Origin of the sequence: Pseudomonas sp. AOB-7 (assembly GCF_003696305.1) — a bacterium.
In the GTDB taxonomy this organism is placed as follows: domain Bacteria; phylum Pseudomonadota; class Gammaproteobacteria; order Pseudomonadales; family Pseudomonadaceae; genus Aquipseudomonas.
In genome coordinates, this window is the sequence record NZ_RFFK01000006.1 from 78,754 (window position 1) to 97,126 (window position 18,373).

The window sequence follows — 18,373 nt, forward strand, 5'->3', positions numbered from 1 at the left end:
ACAGCATGCCCAGCGACGAGCTGGTCAAGATCGCCGTCGCGGCGCTGGAAGAGATCAAGGCGAGCGACATCACCGTGATCGACGTCAAGGACAAGACCAGCATCACCGATTTCATGGTGATCGCCAGCGGTAGCTCCAGCCGTCAGGTCAAGGCGCTGGTGGACAACGTCCTGGAAAAGGTCAAGGAGCGCGGCGTGCGCCCGATCGGCAGCGAAGGCCTGGACAGCGGCGAATGGGCCCTGCTCGACCTGGGCGACATCGTCGTCCACGTGATGCTGCCCACCGCGCGTCAGTTCTACGACCTCGAGCGCCTGTGGCAGGGCGCCGAGCAGAGCCGCGCTCAGCACTCGGCCGAGTAAGCGCGAACCGTGCGGATCAAGCTGATCGCCGTCGGTTCGCGCATGCCGCGCTGGGTCGAGGAGGGCTGGCAGGAGTACGTCAAGCGCCTGCCGGCCGAGTTGCCGCTGGAGCTGGTGGAAATCCCGCTGAACACGCGCGGCAAGAACGCCGACGTCGCCCGTCTGATCCGTCAGGAGGGCGAGGCGATGCTGAGCAAGGTGCAGCCGGGCGAACGCATCGTCACCCTCGAGGTCCATGGCAAGCCGTGGAGCACCGAGCAGTTGGCCGCCGAGCTGGACCGCTGGCGTCTGGATGCGCGCACCGTCAACCTCATGGTCGGCGGCCCGGAAGGGCTGGCGCCGGAGGTCTGCGCGCGCAGCGAGCAGCGCTGGTCGCTGTCGCCGCTGACCCTGCCGCACCCGCTGGTGCGCATCCTGCTCGGCGAACAGATCTACCGGGCCTGGACCGTGCTGTCCGGCCATCCGTACCACAAGTGACCAAGTAAGCCACGATGCCGCAGCCGATTCGCCTCAAGGATCACGAAAAGGACGCCCGCCAGGTGCGCCGGCGCGTGCTGGTCGGCGGCGTCGCGATCCTGCTGCTGAGCGCCGTGCTGGTGGCGCGCATGTACTACCTGCAGGTGGTGCAGTACGAGCATCACACCACCCTGGCGGAGAACAACCGCATCCATGTGCAGCCGATTCCGCCTACCCGCGGACTGATCTTCGACCGCAACGGCGTGATCATCGCCGACAACCGCCCCAGCTTCAGCCTCACCGTGACCCGCGAGCGCGCCGGCGACTGGCAGCAGGTGCTGGACGTGGTGGTCGAGGTGCTGGAGCTGTCGGCGGACGAGCGCGCCCTCTTCGAGAAGCGCGTGCGCCAGGGGCGGCGGCCGTTCGAGCCGGTGCCGATCCTGTTCGAGCTGTCCGAGGAGCAGATCGCCCGCATCGCGGTCAACCAGTTCCGCCTGCCTGGCGTCGAGGTGGCGGCGCAACTGGTACGCCACTACCCGCAGCGCGAGCATTTCGCCCATTCGGTGGGCTATGTCGGGCGGATCAACGAGCAGGAGCTCAAGCGCCTCGATCCCACCGACTATGCCGGCACCCACCATATCGGCAAGACCGGCATCGAACGTTTCTACGAGGACGAGCTGCACGGCGAGGTGGGTTACGAGGAAGTCGAGACCAACGCCCGCGGCCGGGTGCTGCGGGTGCTCAACCGCATCGACCCGAAGCCGGGCAAGGACATAGTGCTGAGCCTCGACGTGCGCCTGCAGGAGGCGGCCGAGCACGCCCTGGGCGGGCGCCGCGGCGCGGTGGTGGCGATCCAGCCGCAGACCGGCGAGGTGCTGGCGATGGTCAGCCAGCCCAGCTTCGACCCCAACCCCTTCGTCACCGGCATCAGCTTCAAGGCCTATGGCGAGCTGCGCGACTCCATCGACCAGCCGCTGTACAACCGCGTGCTGCGCGGCCTCTACCCGCCGGGTTCGACCATCAAGCCGATGGTGGCGGTGGCCGGCCTCGATGCCGGGGTGGTCACGCCCACCTCGCGGGTATTCGACCCGGGCTTCTACCAGTTGCCCAATCACAGCCACAAGTACCGCAACTGGAACCGCAGCGGCGACGGCTGGGTCGACCTGGAACTGGCCATCGCCCGCTCCAACGACACCTACTTCTACGACCTGGCGCACAAGATGGGCGTCGACCGCATGCACGCCTATATGAGCCGCTTCGGCCTGGGCCAGCGCGTGGCGCTGGACATGTTCGAGGAAACCGCCGGGCTGATGCCGTCGCGCGACTGGAAGCGCGCGCGCTACCGCCAGCCCTGGTACCCGGGCGAGACGCTGATCCTCGGCATCGGCCAGGGCTACATGCAGACCACGCCGCTGCAGCTGGCCCAGGCCACCGCGCTGATGGCCACCCGCGGCAAGTGGATTCGCCCGCACCTGGCCAAGAGCATCGACGGCGCGCTGCCGGTCGATTCCAACCCGCTGCCGGACATCGTCCTGCGCGACGCGAAGTTCTGGGACTATGGCATCCGCGGCATGGAGCAGGTGCTGCACGGCGCCCGCGGCACCGCGCGCAAGGTCGGCGACAGCTCGGTCTACCGCATCGCCGGCAAGAGCGGCACGGCCCAGGTGGTGGCGATCAAGCAGGGCGAGAAGTACGACCGCGAGAAGCTGCAGGAACGCCACCGCGACCATGCCCTGTTCGTCGCCTTCGCCCCGGCGCAGAACCCGCAGATCGCCGTGGCGGTGATGGTGGAGAACGGCGAGTCCGGTTCCGGCGTGGCCGCGCCGGTGGTCAAGCAGGTGATGGACGCCTGGCTGCTGGACGACGGCGGCCAGCTCAAGGCCGAATACGCACCGGCGCAGAGCGCCGAGGTCAGTCAACGATGATGAGCAATTTCGACCGTACCCTGTCCGACGAGGACGTGCTGCGCCGCCGGGCCGGCCTGTTGCAGCGTCTGCATATCGACGGCTGGCTGCTGCTGCTGTTGCTGATCCTCGGCGCCGGCAGCCTGTTCATCCTCTATTCGGCCAGCGGCAAGAACGTCGACCTGCTGCTCAAGCAGGCCACCTCGTTCGGCATCGGCCTGGCCGGCATGCTGGTGATCGCCCAGTTCGATCCGCGCTTCATGGCGCGCTGGGTGCCGCTGGCCTACCTGGGCGGCGTCGGCCTGCTGGTGGTGGTCGAGGTGATGGGCCACACCGCCATGGGCGCCACGCGCTGGATCAACATTCCCGGGGTGATCCGCTTCCAGCCCTCGGAAATTCTCAAGATCATCATGCCGATGACGGTCGCCTGGTACCTGGCCAAGCGCAGCCTGCCGCCGCGGCCCAGGCACGTGCTCGTCTGCCTGGCGATGATCGGCGTGCCCTTCGTGCTGATCCTCAAGCAGCCGGACCTGGGCACCTCGCTGCTGATCCTCGCCTCGGGCGCCTTCGTGGTGTTCATGGCCGGTCTGCAGTGGCGCTGGATCGTCGGCGCGGTGGCGGCGGTGGTGCCGATCGCGGTGGGCATGTGGTACTTCGTCATGCACGACTACCAGAAGCGCCGCGTGCTGACCTTCCTCAACCCGGAGAGCGATCCGCTGGGCTCGGGCTGGAACATCATCCAGTCCAAGGCGGCCATCGGCTCCGGCGGCGTGCTGGGCAAGGGTTGGCTGCTGGGCACCCAGTCGCACCTGGATTTTTTGCCGGAAAGCCATACGGACTTTATCATTGCCGTGCTCGCCGAAGAGTTCGGCCTGGTCGGCGTCTGCCTGCTGCTGCTGTACCTGCTGCTGATCGCGCGCGGCCTGGTGATCACCGCCCAGGCGCAGACGCTGTTCGGCAAGCTGCTGGCGGGCGCGCTGACCATGACCTTCTTCGTCTATGTGTTCGTCAACATCGGCATGGTCAGCGGCCTGTTGCCGGTGGTGGGGGTGCCGCTGCCGTTCATTAGTTACGGCGGAACCCATCTGGTGACGCTACTGTCAGGTTTTGGGGTCTTGATGGCGATCCACACCCATAGAAAGTGGATCGCACAGGTTTGATTGGGGTAATGAATTCAATGCATCTACTGCGCGGCTGGGCAGCTCGAACGCTTTTGGGGATCGGCCTGGCGGGGGTATCCGGCGCCCAGGCACTGGCCGCCGACTACGACGGCTCGCCGCAGGTGGCCGAGTTCGTCGAGGAAATGACCCGCGACTACGGTTTCGCCAGCGAGCAACTGCTCGGTCTGTTCGCCGAGGTGGAGCGCAAGCAGGCGATTCTCGACGCCATCTCGCGCCCGGCGGAGAAGGTCAAGCCGTGGAAGGACTACCGGCCGATCTTTATCACCGACAAGCGCATCGCCCAGGGCGTCGACTTCTGGCGCCAGCACCAGGCCGCGCTGGACAAGGCCGAGGCCGAGTACGGCGTGCCGGCGCAGTTCATCGTCGCCATCATCGGCGTGGAAACCTTCTACGGCGGCAACACCGGCAGCTGGCGGGTGATGGACGCACTGTCCACCCTGGCCTTCGACTACCCACCGCGCGCGCCCTTCTTCCGCAAGGAGCTGCGTGAATTCCTCATGCTGACCCGCGAGGAGCAGGTCGACCCGATCAGCCTCAAAGGCTCCTACGCCGGCGCCATGGGTCTGCCGCAGTTCATGCCGAGCAGCTTCCGCGCCTACGCGGTGGATTTCGATGGCGACGGCCATATCAATATCTGGAGCAACCCGACCGATGCCATCGGCAGCGTCGCCAGCTACTTCAAGCGCCACGGCTGGCAGGCCGGCGGCCAGGTGGCCAGTCGCGTCCAGGCCAGCGGCGCGCGCGTCGACGAGGGCCTGACCCAGGGCCTGGACCCGGTGAAGACGGTCGCCGAGCTGCGCGCACTGGGCTGGCAGGCGCAGGATCCGCTGGCCGACGACTTGCCGGTGACCGCGTTCCGCCTGGAAGGCGCCGAGGGCGACGAATACTGGTTCGGCCTGCCCAACTTCTACACCATCACCCGTTACAACCGCAGCGTGATGTACGCCATGGCGGTCAACCAGCTTGCCGAACTCTTGGTCGACGCGCGGGGGCAGCGATGAACAGCTGCAAGCTGCTGCCGCTGGCCGTCTGCGTGGCCGCCGCGCTGCTGCTGGCGAGCTGCTCGTCGAAGCGGGCGCCGCAAACCGTGGCGACGCCCAGCGCGCCGGCGGGGATTTCCGGGCCGGGCGACTTCAACCGCCCGCACAAGGACGGCGCGCCTTGGTGGGACGTCGACGTGTCGCGGATTCCCGACGCCATCCCCATGCCGCACTACGGGCCGGTCAAGGCCAGCCCCTACGTGGTGTTCGGCCAGCAGTACTACCCGATCCAGGACGCCCGTCGCTACCAGGCGGTGGGCCCGGCCTCCTGGTACGGCACCAAGTTCCACGGCCAGGCCACCGCCAACGGCGAGACCTACGACCTGTACGGCATGACCGCGGCGCACAAGACCCTGCCGCTGCCGAGCTACGTGCGGGTGACCAACCTGGAGAACGGCAAGACGGTGATCCTGCGGGTCAACGACCGCGGGCCGTTCTACTCCGACCGCATCATCGACCTGTCCTTCGCCGCGGCGAAGAAGCTCGGCTATGCCGAGAAGGGCACCGCGCGGGTCAAGGTCGAGGGCATCGACCCGCACGAGTGGTGGGCGCAGCAGGGCCGTCCGGTACCGCTGGTGCTGGCGGGCAGCCAGCCGGCCAAGGCCGCCGTGGCGCAGCCCGTGGCCCAGCCGCTGCCGCAGGTGCTCGAGCAGTATTCGCCGCCACCGGCGCAGCACGCCGCGGCCGTGCTGCCGGTGCAGATCGACGCAAAAAAAAACGATTCACTCGCAGCCTCTGGCCTGTATCTCCAGGTGGCAGCCTTCGCCAATCCGGACGCTGCGGAGCTGCTCAAGGCCAAGCTGAGCCAGACGGTGAGTGCCCCGGTGTTCATCAGCTCAGTGGTGCGCGACCAGCAGATTCTCCATCGCGTACGGCTGGGCCCGATCGGCAGCCAGGGCGAGGCTGAGCAGCTGCAGAGCAGCGTGCGCCTGGCCAACCTGGGTCAGCCGACCCTGGTGCGTGCCGATTGATGGCACTTAACCGGCATTTGCCGGACTAACCCCAGGTCCGCCGCTTGCGGCGGATCGAGCGCAGGCCCTGCGGGGCCATTCAACACCCATGCAACGACTTTCGAGAGACGGATGAATATCACCAGCTTCGCGCAACGTGCTTCCCTGTTCCTGACCCTACTGGCCGCGCCGCTCGCCTGGGCCAGCCAGCAGCAGGTGATCCCGGCGCCGCCGCAACTGGCGGCGACCTCCTATGTGCTGATGGACGCCGCCAGCGGCAACGTGCTGGTGGAGAACAATGGCGATCAGCGCCTGCCGCCGGCCAGCCTGACCAAGCTGATGACCGCCTATATCGCCACACTGGAGATCAATCGCGGCCAGATCAAGGAAAGCGACCTGGTGCGCATCAGCGAGAAGGCCTGGCGCATGGGCGGCTCGAAGATGTTCATCGAGGTGGGCAAGGAAGTTTCGGTCGACGACCTGCTGCACGGCATCATCATCCAGTCCGGCAACGACGCCAGCGTGGCCATCGCCGAGCATATCGCCGGCAGCGAAGAGGCCTTCGCCGACATGATGAACAGCCATGGCCAGCGTCTCGGCCTGACCAACAGCCACTTTATGAACTCCACCGGCTGGCCGGATCCGGAGCACTACTCCTCGGCCCACGACATGGCCAAGCTGGCCCGCGCCATCATCTTCGAGGACCAGGCCCACTACGCCATCTACGCGCAGAAGGAGTTCCTCTGGAACGGCATCAAGCAGCCCAACCGCAACCTGCTGCTGTGGCGCGACAAGACCGTCGACGGCCTGAAGACCGGCCACACCGAAGAAGCCGGCTACTGCCTGGTCGCCTCCGCCGTGCGCGACGGCCAGCGGCTGATCGCCGCGGTGTTCGGCACCGTCAGCGAGCAGGCTCGCGCCGCCGAGGTGCAGAAACTGCTGACCTACGGCTTCCGCTTCTTCGAGACCCGCACCTTCTACCAGAAGGGCGCCGAACTGGCCCAGGCCGACGTGTGGAAGGGCGCCAGCCGCCAGGTCAAGGCCGGTCTGGCCGAGGACCTGACCCTGACCCTGCCCAAGGGCCAGCTGGAAAAACTGCAGGCCGGCATGACCCTCAACCCGCAGCTGATCGCCCCCATCCAGCAGGGCGACGTGATCGGCAAGGTCGAGGTCAAACTGGGCGAGCAGGTGGTGCACAGCGCCGATCTGGTGGCCCTGGAAGCCGTCGAGGAAGGTGGCCTGCTGCGCCGCCTGTGGGACAGCATCCGTCTGTTCTTCTTCGGCCTGTTCAACTGATAGCGCCCGGCCGCGCCAGCCCGGCGCGGCCCTTTTCCTGGACGGGCACAAGCCATGACCGATAGCGACGTTCAAGCCCCGAAAATCGAATTCCCCTGCGAGCGTTACCCGATCAAGGTGATCGGCACCGCCGGCGAGGGCTTCTCCGATCTGGTGATCGAAGTGATCCAGCGCCATGCGCCGGATCTGGATGCCTCCACCCTGGTGATGCGCGACAGCCGCAACGGCAACTTCCTCTCGGTGCAGGTGCTGATCACCGCCACCAGCGTCGAGCAGCTGCAGGCCATCCATGTCGACCTGCGCGCCACCGGCCGCGTGCATATGGTGCTCTAGTGCCCGAGCTCGTCGTTCGCCGTCTGGGGCTGGTGGACTATCAACCGACCCTGGAGGCCATGCGTCGACTGACCAGCGAGCGCGATGCGCAGACGCCGGATGAGATCTGGTTGCTGCAGCACCCCAAGGTGTTCACCCAGGGCCAGGCCGGCAAGGCCGAGCACCTGCTGGCGCCGGGCGACATCCCGGTGATCCAGGTCGAGCGCGGCGGCCAGGTCACCTACCACGGCCCCGGCCAGCTGGTGGCCTACCTGATGCTGGATCTGCGCCGCCTCGAGCTGGGCGTGCGCGAGCTGGTCACCGCCATGGAGCAGAGCCTGGTGGACGTGCTGGCCGGCTATGGCATCGCGGCGGCGCCCAAGGCCGACGCGCCGGGTGTGTACGTGGCCGGCGACAAGATCGCCTCGCTGGGCCTGCGGGTCAGCCGCGGTTGCTCCTTCCACGGCCTGGCGCTGAACGTCGACATGGACATGACGCCCTTCCTGCGCATCAACCCCTGCGGCTACGCCGGGCTGAAGATGGTGCAGATGCGCGATCTGCTGCCATCGCCGCCTGCGCTTGACGAGGTGGCGCAGCGCCTGGAGCAGGCGCTGCGCCATAGATTGGGATATTCCTAGGTCGCGCGTTCACCGAAGATCCGGCCTCGAGCCAGTGGTGCGTACGGCGCACCCTGCTCTGAGCAACGAAAAAGGGACGCCGAGGCGTCCCTTTTTCGTTTGTCGTGAAGAGCTGGCTCAGTTCAGATTCAGCGCCGGAATCAGGCTGGCGTCGACTTCCTGGCCGGGCACCGGTACCGGCGCGGCCAGGCCCAGGTTGTTCTTCTCGAACACCCGGTCGGCGCGGTAGCTGGAGCGCACCAGCGGGCCGGCGGCGACTTCCATGAAGCCTTTCGCCAGGCCGATATCGCGGAACCGATTGAATTCCTCGGGGCTGACCCAGCGCTGCACCTTCAGGTGGTTGCGCGTCGGCTGCAGGTACTGGCCGAGGGTGAGGATGTCCACGCCGATGGCGCGCAGGTCGTCCATGGTCTGGATGATTTCTTCGTCGCTCTCGCCCAGGCCGAGCATCAGGCTGGTCTTGGTCAGCACGTCCGGACGGTGGCGCTTGGCGTGGGCCAGCACGCCCAGGGTCTTCTCGTAGCCGGCGCGCGGGTCGCGCACCACGTGGGTCAGGCGCTTGACCGTCTCGACGTTCTGCGCGAATACCTCGAGGCCCGAGTCCACCACCTTCTCGATGGCCGACAGGTCGCCGTCGAAATCGGGGGTCAGGGCTTCCACCACCACCTGCGGGGTGTTGTCCTTGATCGCCCGCACGCAGGCGGCGTAGTGGCTGGCGCCGCCGTCGTCGAGGTCGTCGCGGTCCACCGAGGTCAGCACGATATAGCGCAGCGCCATCAGCTCCACCGACTTGGCGGTGTTCTGCGGCTCTTCCAGGTCCAGCCAGCCGTTCGGGTTGCCGGTGTCCACCGCGCAGAAGCGGCAGGCGCGGGTGCATACCGAGCCCATCAGCATGATGGTGGCGGTACCGTTGGACCAGCACTCGCCCATGTTCGGGCAGTGCGATTCCTGGCACACGGTGCTCAGGCGATGTTCGCCGACGTTGCGCTTGACCGCCTCGAAGCGGCTGCCGCCGGGCGCCTTGACCCGCAGCCACTTGGGCTTGGGCTCGAACACCTGGGGCTCGGCCGAGGCGCGGCGCTTCTGGCCATCCTTGATCGCGGTGATGCCCTGAGCGGTGCGGAATTTGTCGCCGCTGGCAACGGGTTTGGGCGAGGATGTGTCTGACATCGGCAATCTGGACTCCGGTAGAGGCCCCGAGGGGCTTGCGGCCGGCCGGCAGTTTATCACAGAAGGGGGCGGCGGACGTCCTGCCGACAGTCGACCGCTCTGCGCCAGGCAGGCGCTGTGAGGCATTCAGGTCGCGGTGAGCCGAGGCTGCGCGGGGTCAGCTCGTCGAGCCGCGATGTGCCCGGCGTAGCGGCGCGAAGGCGCTGGTGCCCAGCCAGGCCCAGAGCTGTCTGGCGAAAAGGGCCTGGCCCGCCACCTGCACGTCGTCGTTGTGCAGGGCATCCTGCGCGTCGCGATCGCCGGTCCATATCTCAGTCAGTGTACGCACGCTGCACCTCAGCAACAGGGTTGGTACCTGGCCGGGATCGTCGCGACACAGGTCGGCGATTCCGGCTTCCACCACCAGCCACCAGTGGCGTTCCCCTGGACGCGCATCGTGCAGGTCAAACTGGATGATCACCGGTTGCGCCGGGAACAGCTCCAGGTGGACGAAGCGGCGGATATCCCACATCAGCAGTCCGGCATCCAGCTCGTCGTCGCGCAAGCGGCTGCCTATCCAGCGTGCGCCCCACTGGCCGAGCGCCATGATCACCGGACGCAGCTCTTCGCCCGCCTCGGTCAGGTGATATTTCCAGACCTTGCCCGCCGCTTCGCGGCGAATCACGCCGATTTCTTCCAGGTGGCGCAGACGCTGGGCGAGCAGGCTGGTCGACATGCGTGGCACGCCGCGATGCAGTTCGTTGAAACGCTTGCTGCCACACAGCAGCTCGCGTATCACCAGGGGCGTCCAGCGTTCGCAGAGAGCCTCGGCGCCGCGGGCCACGGTGCAGAACTGGCCATAGCTGTCTTCCACCTCGCCCACCTCCGCTCGCCAACACTTCAGATTCTGGACTAGCCGGGGCATTTCGCCAGTCTCAGGCTGGGACCTCCAGTCCGAACGAGGATCAGGTCATGAGCAGAATCGCAATCATCCAACGCCCACCGGTGCTGCTCGACCGCGAGGCGAGTCTGGAGCGTGCGCTGCAGTCGGTAGAGGAAGCCGCAGCCACCGGCGCCGAGCTGGTGGTGCTGCCGGAACTCTACATCCCCGGCTATCCCTCGTGGATTTGGCGCCTGGCACCGGGGCGCGATGGCGCGTTGAGCAGCCAGTTGCATGCCCGCTTGCAGGCCAATGCGATCGACCTCGGCGCCGGTGACCTGCAGCCCCTGTGTCAGGTGGCACGCGAGTGGCGAGTCAGCCTGGTGTGCGGTTTCCATGAGTGTGAGCGACGCCTGGGCGGTGGCACGCTGTACAACAGCGTGGCGCTGATCGGCACCGACGGCGAGCTGAAGAACCACCACCGAAAGCTCATGCCGACCAATCCGGAGCGCATGGTGCACGGGCTCGGCGACGCTTCCGGGTTACGGGTAGTGGACACCCCGGTGGGGAGAGTGGGCTGCCTGATCTGCTGGGAAAACTATATGCCCCTGGCGCGTTACGCGCTCTACGCCCAGGGTGTGGAGGTTTATCTGGCGCCTACCTACGACAGTGGCGAGGGCTGGCTGTGCAGCATGCGCCACATCGCCCTGGAAGGGCGTTGCTGGGTGCTGGGCAGCGGTTCGTTGTTGCGTGGCCGCGATATTCCGGCAGATTTCCCGGGGCGTGAGCAGCTGTTCGCGGACCCCGAAGAGTGGATCAACGATGGCGACTCGGTAGTTGTGGATCCAGGCGGCAAGGTGGTGGCAGGGCCGATGCATCGCGAGGAAGGCATCCTCTATGCCGATATCGACGCCGCCCGGGTTGCCCCGGCGCGGCGCACCCTGGACGTGAGCGGTCACTACGGCCGGCCCGATATCTTCGACCTGAAAGTGCATAGAAACCCGGCGCAGGCGCTGCGCTTTGTCGATGATTGCTGAGGAGGTGCGAGTGATGAACGAGAAGCTGGCACATGTGGGGCGCTGCTTCTGTGGCGCCGTCGAGGTGCGTGTCCGCGGTGAGCCGCAAGCCATGGGTTTCTGTCACTGCGAATCCTGTCGACACTGGTCGGCCGGCCCGGTCAATGCCTTCAGCCTGTGGCGGCCGCAGGACTTCGAGCTGCTGCAGGGCGCGGAACACCTGGGCTGCTATGCCGGCACTCCCGGCAGCCGGCGGCACTGGTGTACCCGTTGTGGTGGCCACCTGTTCACCGAGCATCCGCAGGCCGGCCTGGTTGACGTCTACGCCGCACTGTTGCCGAGTCTGGAGTTTCGGCCCAGCGTCCATGTGCACTATCAGGAACGGGTACTGGCCATCGCCGACGGCCTGCCTAAGTTCAGGGACCTGCCGGCGCCGATGGGCGGCTCGGGAAGGCTCCTGGACGAATCCGCCTAGCGCCCGCGCAACTGCTTGAGCAGTTCCTCGTTGGGGTAGCCGTCCGCCGGCCAGTTCAGCTGCAGCTGCAGGGCGCGGATCGCCTTGCGCGTATTGGCGCCGATGATGCCGTCGGCCGGACCCGGGTCGAAACCGTTCATCGCCAGCAGTTCCTGCAGCTCGATGCGCTCGCTGCGGCCCAGCTGGCGTTCGCCGCGCGGCCAGCTGCCCTGGACTTCGGTGGGGCGCAGCAGGTTGTCGGCGAGCAGGCCGATGGCCAGGGCGTAGGAGGTGGAGTTGTTGTACTTGAGGATGCTGCGGAAGTTGTCCAGCAGCAGGAAGGCCGGGCCGCGATGGCCGGCGGGCAGCAGCAGGTTGGCGCGGGCGCTGGCGGCGGCGCCGGTCGGGGCGATCGGGCGGACGCCGAGCTCGGCCCATTCGGCCAGGCTGCGGCGCTGCTCCGGGTCGGCCAGGGCGTAGTCGAAGCCAGCCGGCAGGCGCACCTCGAAGCCCCAGGGCTGGCCACGCTGCCAGCCCGAGGCCTGCAGGTAGTGGGCGGCGGAGGCCAGGGCGTCGCTCGAGGAGTTCCACAGGTCGCGCTTGCCGTCGCCGTCGAAGTCCACCGCGTGCTGGTTGTAGGTGGTCGGCATGAACTGGGTCTGGCCCATCGCGCCGGCCCAGGAGCCGATCATGCGCTCGCCGGCGATGTCGCCGTGCTGCAGGATCTGCAGGGCGGCCAGCAGCTGGCTGCGCCAGAAGCCCTGGCGGCGTCCCTCGAAGGCCAGGGTGGCGAGGGAGCGGATCACGCTGTGGCTGCCGATATTGCTGCCGAAGTTGCTCTCCAGGCCCCAGATCGCCACCAGCACCTGGGCTTCGACGCCATATTGCCGCTCGATGCGTTGCAGCACGGCGTTGTGCTGGGCCAGCAGCACGCGGCCGCGGCCGATGCGGCTGGCGGACACCGCGCCGTCGAGGTATTCCCACACCGGGCGGGTGAATTCCGGCTGGCTGCTGTCGGCCTTGAGCACCGCCGGGTCGGGGCTGATGGCGGCGAATACGCGGTCGAACAGGGCGGCGTCGATGCCGGCGGCCAGCGCTTCGTCGCGCAGGGCCTGGCGCCATTCGGCGAAGCTCGGCGCGGGCTGCGCGATCGGCTCGGCCGGGATCGGGGCGAGCATGGCGCTGGCGTTGCTCGTGGTGGGCAGGTTCTCGGCCGGTGCCTGGGCACAGGCGGTCAGCAGGAGCAGGGGCAGCAGGTGCATGGCCGTGGCCAGAGCGCGGCGCGGGAAATGGGGCGACATGTCTATCTCGAAGCGTTTTGCAGGCGGCTACCTTAGCATGCCGACGCCGCGAACAGGGCCATCGACGCATTTTCCCGGCCCATAAAGCAAGAAGCCTCCCAGTTGTGCTGGGAGGCTTCGCGGCGGTAGCTGCCTTTGCCTTTCTGCGGTCGTTCCTGGCGGGAACGGAACAGGGGCTGGGCGACGATGGATTTGGCCTGGTTGGGCCGCTTTGCGGCTTTCTTGCTCATGCGGGTTCCTCTGCAGACCTGCGTGGATGCAGGCGTGGCGGACTATGCGCCGCTGTACAGAAAATGTCCAGGCAGGGTGCTAGTCGAGGCGCAGGCGCTGGCCGGCCAGTTGCAGGGTCAGCAGTGCCAGGTTGCTCCACGGGTCGCCGGCGGCCTGGCCCTTGATCTGCGCATCGATCTGCTGGGCCTGCTGCAGCAACTGGCCCCAGCGTTTGCTGCTGTGCCGCTGCAGTGCCTTGGAAACCAGCGGGCGGCGCTTGTCCCACACCGGCGGGCGGGCGCTGGCGAAGGCCTTGTCGAGCGGGATACCCTGGCTCTGCTGGTGGGCGATGCCGGCCAACAGGCGAATCTCGCGCGCCAGCGCCCAGAGGATCACCGGGGTTTCCACGCCTTCGCCGCGCAGCCCTTCGAGCATGCGCAGGGCGTGCGCCGCATCGCCGGCCAGGGCGCAGTCGATCAGGCCGAAGACGTCGAAGCGGGCGCTATCGGCCACCGCCGCCTGCACGGTATCGGCGTCGATCTGATTGCCTTCGGCGAGCAGCTTGAGTTTCTCCACTTCCTGGGCGGCGGCCAGCAGGTTGCCTTCCACCCGGGCGGCGATCATCTCCACCGCATCGGCGCTGGCGCTGAGGCCCGCCTGGGCCAGGCGCTGGCGAATCCATTGCGGCAGCTGGTTGGCGTCCACCGGCCAGATCTGCACGAACTGGCTCATCTGGCCGTCGATCAGCGCCTTGGCCCACTTGGATTTCTGCGTGCTGCCGTCGAGCTTGGGCAGGGTCAGCAGCAGCACGGTGTCTTCCGGCGGCCGGGCGAGGTATTCGAGCAGGGCGGCCGCGCCCTTGTCGCCAGGCTTGCCGGACGGCAGGCGCAGTTCCAGCAGGCGCTTTTCGGCGAACAGCGACAGGCTGGCGCCGGCCTGCAGCAGGTTGCCCCAGTCGAAGTTGGCTTCGGCGTTGAACACCTGACGTTCGGCGAAGCCCTGCTGGCGGCAGGCGTTGCGGATGGCGTCGGCGGCCTCCTGGCACAGTAGCGGCTCGTCGCCGCTGACCGCGTAGACGGGCGCGAGCGAACCTTGCAGGTGTTTGCCGAGTTGCGCGGGGGCAAGCTTCATCGCGGTGATGTCATCGGAGGCGGGAGGGCGTCGGGCCGCGGCGGCGGCCCGGGGGCCTTACTGGATCGGCAGTTCGATCGGCGACTGCTGCGGAGCGACCTCGGCCTCGCGGGCTTGGCGCGCGGCTTCCAGCGCTTCGGCCTCGGCCTTGGCGCGCGCCTCGGCGGTCTGCTGCAGCTGATCGAGCTGGGCCGGGGTGATCTGCTGCAGGTTCTGCGCCAGTTGCTGAATCAGCTCGCGGCGCAGTTCGTTGCGCAGCTGGGCGGCCTCCTGGTCCGAACCGGTCAGGTTGTTGTCGTCCTGCTGGTAGTAGTTTTGCACCTCGACGCGGTTGCTGGTCAGCAGCAGGTTCTGCGCGCCGCGGATCTGGTACTCCAGGGCCATGGTCAGCTCGTACTCGGCGGTACGGGCGCCGCTGGTGTAGCTGGCGCTGCGACGGTTCTCGCTCTCGTTGCTCAGCACCAGGGTGTAGGGCGCGCCGGCGTAGACCTTGACGTCGTTGCTCTCGAGTACGTCGCGCAGTTGCTGCACGGTTTCACCGTAGGCGTTGCGCGCGGTGACGTTGAGTTCCTTGAGGGCGAACTGTACGTCGCCGGTGCCACGCAGCTGGAAGCCGCACGCGCTGAGCAGGGCGGCCAGGCCGACGATCAGCAGATTCCGTTTCATCATTATCAAATCCCCTTGGCGGTTCCCGGCGCCGTGCGGCAATGGCGCCGAGCTTAATCAGTTGGCGACTATGTTGACCAGCTTGCCCGGCACGACTATGACCTTGCGAATCGCCAGGCCTTCGGTGAAACGCAGGACGTTGTCGTTGCCGCGGGCGGCGGCCTCGACTTCCTCGCGGCTGGCGTCGGCCGCAACGATGATCTCGCCGCGCAGCTTGCCGTTGACCTGCACCACCAGGGTCAGGCTGTCCTGCACCAGGGCGGACTCATCGACCTGCGGCCACTGCGCGTCGATCACCGCATCGGCATGACCCAGGCGCTGCCACAGCTCGTGGCTGATGTGCGGAGTGATCGGTGCCAGCAGCAGGACGACGGTCTCCAGGCCTTCGTGCAGCAGCGCGCGATCCTGTTCGCTCGCGGTGGCGGCTTTTTCCAGCACGTTCATCAGGGTCATCACCTGGGCGACGGCGGTGTTGAACTTGTGGTGCTGGCCGATATCGTTGCTGGCCTGCTTGATCGCCAGGTGGATGGCGCGGCGCACGGCCGTCTGCTCGTCGGTGAGAGTGGCGACCTCCACCTGGCCCGGCAGGCCGGCAGCGACATGGCTGTGAGCCAGGCGCCAGACGCGGCGCAGGAAGCGGTTGGCGCCCTCGATGCCGGAGTCGGACCATTCGCAGCTCATTTCGGGCGGCGAGGCGAACATCATGAACAGGCGGCAGGTGTCGGCGCCGTAGGCGTCGATCATCGCCTGCGGGTCGACGCCGTTGTTCTTCGACTTGGACATCTTCTCGGTGCCGCCGATTTCCACCGGCAGGCCGTCGGACTTGAGGCGAGCGCCTATGACCTTGGCCTTGGCATCGCGTTCGACTTCCACGTCGGCCGGGTTGAACCAGTCCTTGCCGCCGTTTTCCAGGGTGCGGTAGTAGGTCTCGGCGACCACCATGCCCTGGGTCAGCAGGTTCTTGAACGGTTCGTTGGACGACACCAGGCCTTCGTCGCGCATCAGCTTGTGGAAGAAGCGCGCATAGAGCAGGTGCAGGATGGCGTGCTCGATGCCGCCGATGTATTGGTCCACCGGCAGCCAGTGGTTGGCCGCGGCCGGGTCGACCATGCCCTGGGTGTAGCTCGGCGAGGCGTAGCGCGCGTAGTACCAGGACGATTCTACGAAGGTGTCCATGGTGTCGGTTTCGCGCTTGGCCGGCGCGCCGCATTTCGGGCAGCTGCACTGATAGAACTCGGGCATTTTGGCCAGCGGGCTGCCGGCGCCGTCCGGCACCACGTCTTCCGGCAGCACCACCGGCAGCTGGTCTTCCGGCACCGGTACGTCGCCGCAGGCGTCGCAGTGGATGATCGGGATCGGGCAGCCCCAGTAGCGCTGGCGGCTGATGCCCCAGTCACGCAGGCGGAACTGGGTCTTGCGCGCGCCGTGGCCGGTCGCTTCGAGGTCGCCGACGATGGCGTCGAAGGCGGCGGTGAAGTCCTTGCCGTCGTACTTGCCGGAGTTGACGGTGGTCAGGCCGTCCTTGTCGGTGTACCAGGCCTGCCACTCGGCGCTGTCGTAGTCCTTGTCCGCGGCGGCGTAGACCTGCTGGATCGGCAGGTCGTATTTGTGGGCGAACTCGAAGTCGCGCTCGTCGTGCGCCGGCACGGCCATCACGGCGCCTTCGCCGTAGCCCCACAGCACGTAGTTGGCGACGAACACCGGCAGCTTTTGCTGGGTGAGCGGATGGATGACGAACTGGCCGGTGGCCAGGCCCTTCTTCTCCATGGTGGCCATGTCGGCCTCGGCCACGGAGCCGGACTTGCACTCGGCGATAAAGGCGGCAATCGCCGGGTTGGATTCGGCGGCGCGCTGCGCCAGCGGGTGCTCGGCGGCCACGGCGACGTAGGTGGCGCCCATCAGGGTGTCCGGACGGGTCGAATAGACCTTCAGCTGACCCTCGCTGCCGATGCTGGCGACGTCGTAGTCGAAGACGATGTCGGCACCGAAGCTCTTGCCGATCCAGTTGCGCTGCATGGTCTTGACCTGCTCGGGCCAGCCATCCAGTTCGTCCAGGCTGCTCAGCAGCTCATCGGCGTAAGCGGTGATCTTGAAGTAATACATCGGGATTTCGCGCTTCTCGATCAGCGCGCCCGAGCGCCAGCCGCGGCCGTCGATGACCTGCTCGTTGGCCAGCACGGTCTGGTCCACCGGGTCCCAGTTCACCGTGCCGTTCTTGCGGTAGATCACGCCCTTCTCGAACAGGCGGGTGAACAGCCACTGCTCCCAGCGGTAGTAATCCGGCTTGCAGGTGGTGACTTCGCGGGTCCAGTCGATGGCCAGGCCCAGCGATTTCAGCTGGGACTTCATGTACTCGATGTTCTCGTAGGTCCACTTCGCCGGCGCCACCTGGTTCTTCATCGCGGCGTTTTCCGCCGGCATGCCGAAGGCGTCCCAGCCCATCGGCTGCAGCACGTTCTTGCCCTGCATACGCTGGTAGCGGGCGATCACGTCGCCGATGGTGTAGTTGCGCACGTGGCCCATGTGCAGCTTGCCGCTGGGGTAGGGGAACATCGACAGGCAGTAGAAGGTGTCCTTGCCCGGCTGTTCGCTCACGACAAAGGATTTCTGCGCGTCCCAATGGGACTGCGCGGCGGCTTCGATTTCACGGGGCGAGTACTGTTCGTGCATGGCTCTGGCGCTGGCAAAGGGGCTTTAGAGGCTGCCTGCGATCTCCTGGCTGTCGGCCATAGGGCGTTGGAAGCGCCCTCGAATGCTCATTTACCACTCGTAAACTGCGCTTTCTCGGCCACTTCCGCCTTGTCTGGCTCTAATCCAGAAGATCGTAAACAGGCTCTTACGGAAAGCGCCGTAGCATACATGAGCGTCGTCTGCCGAGGGAAACCCAGATTGCACGGCGCGCGCCGTTTGTCGCGGCGTCCGGCTGCTTGCGGGGCCTTCGCTAAGCTTTGCTTATGGGCCGCGGGTGTCGGGCCTCGCGAGGTGGTGGATGGGTGAACTGCGGCAAGTGGAGCGGGGCGGCGGTCTGTACGAGCGGCTATTGCAGCGCCTCGCCCTGGCGCTCGAGGAAGCCGAGACCGCCAGTCGCTTGCACGCCGAGCCGATGCGCGAGCTGGAGCTGGACGGCCTGAGCCCTGCCGAGCTGGAGCTGATCCGCGCCTACCTCAATCGCGACCTGCACTGGCTGCGCGGCTGGCATGCCGCCGCCGAGGAACTGGCGCTGATCCAGCGTCAGCCGCTGCGAGTCGGCAAGGCCGCCGGCGTTCGCCCGGTGGCCAAGGCCAAGCCACTGCTCAAGCGGCGTCAGGCGCTGTGTTGCGCGCTGTGCGGCACGCCGGTGAGCTGGCAGCGCGGTCAGGATGCCCAGGCCTGTCAGTCCTGTGGCTCGAAGCTGTTTCGCAGCGGCAATCCTCGCTAGGCTTGGGCACCC

18 protein-coding genes and 1 pseudogene are annotated in these 18,373 nt (G+C 67.1%); 12 read left to right on the forward strand and 7 right to left on the reverse strand.

From position 1 onward, the window contains the following. Positions 1-5 precede the first annotated feature (5 nt). The 9 genes from rsfS to lipB all read left to right on the forward strand — a co-directional run bounded on the left by rsfS (position 6) and on the right by lipB (position 8,136). On the forward strand, positions 6-359 hold the full coding sequence (gene rsfS, locus EA796_RS13290) for a ribosome silencing factor (RefSeq protein WP_031302530.1): 354 nt from the start codon (positions 6-8) through the stop codon (positions 357-359). A 9-nt stretch (positions 360-368) separates the two neighbouring features. Further along, a complete protein-coding gene (gene rlmH, locus EA796_RS13295; RefSeq protein ID WP_021441823.1) occupies positions 369-836 on the forward strand; it encodes a 23S rRNA (pseudouridine(1915)-N(3))-methyltransferase RlmH in 468 nt (155 codons plus the stop codon). A 14-nt stretch (positions 837-850) separates the two neighbouring features. Continuing rightward, entirely contained in the window at positions 851-2,740 is a 1,890-nt protein-coding gene (mrdA, locus tag EA796_RS13300; RefSeq protein WP_021441824.1) for a penicillin-binding protein 2, read from the forward strand. Positions 2,741-2,778: 38 nt separating this feature from the next. Beyond that, positions 2,779-3,879 (forward strand): rod shape-determining protein RodA, encoded by a 1,101-nt coding sequence (rodA, locus tag EA796_RS13305; protein ID WP_178082564.1) that lies wholly within the window; start codon positions 2,779-2,781, stop codon positions 3,877-3,879. 17 nt (positions 3,880-3,896) lie between these two features. Further along, positions 3,897-4,901: a lytic murein transglycosylase B gene (gene mltB / locus EA796_RS13310; protein WP_031302533.1), complete on the forward strand. Its 1,005-nt coding sequence runs from the start codon at positions 3,897-3,899 to the stop codon at positions 4,899-4,901. Then, entirely contained in the window at positions 4,898-5,911 is a 1,014-nt protein-coding gene (locus EA796_RS13315; RefSeq protein ID WP_021441827.1) for a septal ring lytic transglycosylase RlpA family protein, read from the forward strand. Before mltB ends, EA796_RS13315 begins: the two co-directional genes overlap by 4 nt. 111 nt (positions 5,912-6,022) lie before the next feature. Further along, positions 6,023-7,186 carry a D-alanyl-D-alanine carboxypeptidase family protein gene (locus EA796_RS13320; protein WP_021441828.1) on the forward strand — a complete coding sequence of 388 codons (1,164 nt, stop codon included), beginning with the start codon at positions 6,023-6,025 and terminating at the stop codon, positions 7,184-7,186. 54 nt (positions 7,187-7,240) lie between these two features. Beyond that, entirely contained in the window at positions 7,241-7,519 is a 279-nt protein-coding gene (locus EA796_RS13325; RefSeq protein ID WP_021441829.1) for a DUF493 domain-containing protein, read from the forward strand. Continuing rightward, positions 7,519-8,136: a lipoyl(octanoyl) transferase LipB gene (lipB, locus tag EA796_RS13330; protein WP_122108945.1), complete on the forward strand. Its 618-nt coding sequence runs from the start codon at positions 7,519-7,521 to the stop codon at positions 8,134-8,136. Before EA796_RS13325 ends, lipB begins: the two co-directional genes overlap by 1 nt. Before the next feature lie 117 nt (positions 8,137-8,253). On the opposite strand, the gene lipA is transcribed toward lipB, so the two are convergent. Continuing rightward, positions 8,254-9,306 carry a lipoyl synthase gene (lipA, locus tag EA796_RS13335; protein WP_122108946.1) on the reverse strand — a complete coding sequence of 351 codons (1,053 nt, stop codon included), beginning with the start codon at positions 9,304-9,306 and terminating at the stop codon, positions 8,254-8,256. 157 nt (positions 9,307-9,463) lie between these two features. Next, positions 9,464-10,159: a helix-turn-helix domain-containing protein gene (locus EA796_RS13340; RefSeq protein WP_122109100.1), complete on the reverse strand. Its 696-nt coding sequence runs from the start codon at positions 10,157-10,159 to the stop codon at positions 9,464-9,466. Positions 10,160-10,257: 98 nt separating this feature from the next. On the opposite strand from EA796_RS13340, the gene EA796_RS13345 reads away from it, so the two are divergent. Beyond that, entirely contained in the window at positions 10,258-11,202 is a 945-nt protein-coding gene (locus EA796_RS13345; protein ID WP_122108947.1) for a carbon-nitrogen hydrolase family protein, read from the forward strand. A 13-nt stretch (positions 11,203-11,215) separates the two neighbouring features. Continuing rightward, positions 11,216-11,656, forward strand: coding sequence for a GFA family protein (locus tag EA796_RS13350; protein ID WP_021441834.1), 441 nt, complete (start codon positions 11,216-11,218; stop codon positions 11,654-11,656). Here EA796_RS13350 and EA796_RS13355 read toward each other — a convergent pair. From EA796_RS13355 to leuS, 5 genes and pseudogenes are all read right to left on the reverse strand, one after another. Continuing rightward, on the reverse strand, positions 11,653-12,936 hold the full coding sequence (locus tag EA796_RS13355; protein WP_122108948.1) for a lytic murein transglycosylase: 1,284 nt from the start codon (positions 12,934-12,936) through the stop codon (positions 11,653-11,655). The genes EA796_RS13350 and EA796_RS13355 overlap by 4 nt on opposite strands. A gap of 80 nt (positions 12,937-13,016) precedes the next feature. Then, positions 13,017-13,166: pseudogene (arfA, locus tag EA796_RS13360) on the reverse strand (alternative ribosome rescue factor ArfA); the annotation flags it as partial. A 79-nt stretch (positions 13,167-13,245) separates the two neighbouring features. Continuing rightward, positions 13,246-14,277, reverse strand: a complete 1,032-nt coding sequence (holA, locus tag EA796_RS13365) for a DNA polymerase III subunit delta (protein ID WP_122108949.1) — start codon at positions 14,275-14,277, stop codon at positions 13,246-13,248. 57 nt (positions 14,278-14,334) lie between these two features. Further along, positions 14,335-14,946 carry an LPS assembly lipoprotein LptE gene (gene lptE / locus EA796_RS13370; RefSeq protein ID WP_122108950.1) on the reverse strand — a complete coding sequence of 204 codons (612 nt, stop codon included), beginning with the start codon at positions 14,944-14,946 and terminating at the stop codon, positions 14,335-14,337. 54 nt (positions 14,947-15,000) lie between these two features. Beyond that, on the reverse strand, positions 15,001-17,613 hold the full coding sequence (gene leuS, locus EA796_RS13375) for a leucine--tRNA ligase (protein ID WP_122108951.1): 2,613 nt from the start codon (positions 17,611-17,613) through the stop codon (positions 15,001-15,003). 319 nt (positions 17,614-17,932) lie between these two features. Between leuS and EA796_RS13380 the strand changes: the two genes are divergently transcribed. Then, positions 17,933-18,361: a hypothetical protein gene (locus EA796_RS13380; protein WP_122108952.1), complete on the forward strand. Its 429-nt coding sequence runs from the start codon at positions 17,933-17,935 to the stop codon at positions 18,359-18,361. The last annotated feature ends 12 nt before the right edge of the window (positions 18,362-18,373 follow it).